General features: G+C 68.3%; 1 protein-coding gene. It reads left to right on the forward strand.

Annotated features, from left to right (window positions below):
• On the forward strand, positions 1 to 328 hold a 328-nt coding region (locus tag L8K25_RS22635), incomplete at both ends, for an ABC transporter permease subunit (protein ID WP_242141272.1).

Raw genomic sequence — 328 nt, forward strand, 5'->3', positions numbered from 1 at the left:
CGCCGGGGTGCTGGCGCCGTGGCTGGCGGGCGTTTACGGCGTGCTGTTCATCCGCCAGGCGACGCTCGCGATCCCCGACGAGATGCTCGACGCGGCGCGGATCGACGGCGCGAGCGAAGCGCGCATCTTCCTGAGCGTGGTGCTGCCGCTATTACGCCCGGTAGTCGTGACGCTGGCGCTGTTCGCGTTCCTCGCGAGCTGGAGCGATTTCCTGTGGCCGCTGATCGCGATCACCGATCAGCAGCATTACACGCTTCCCGTCGCGCTCGCCGCGATCAGCCGCGAACATGGCGGGGATACCGAACTGATGATGGCGGGGGCCGTGGTG

Origin of the sequence: Sphingomonas sp. TREG-RG-20F-R18-01 (genome assembly GCF_022662475.1) — a bacterium.
Lineage (GTDB): Bacteria > Pseudomonadota > Alphaproteobacteria > Sphingomonadales > Sphingomonadaceae > Sphingomonas.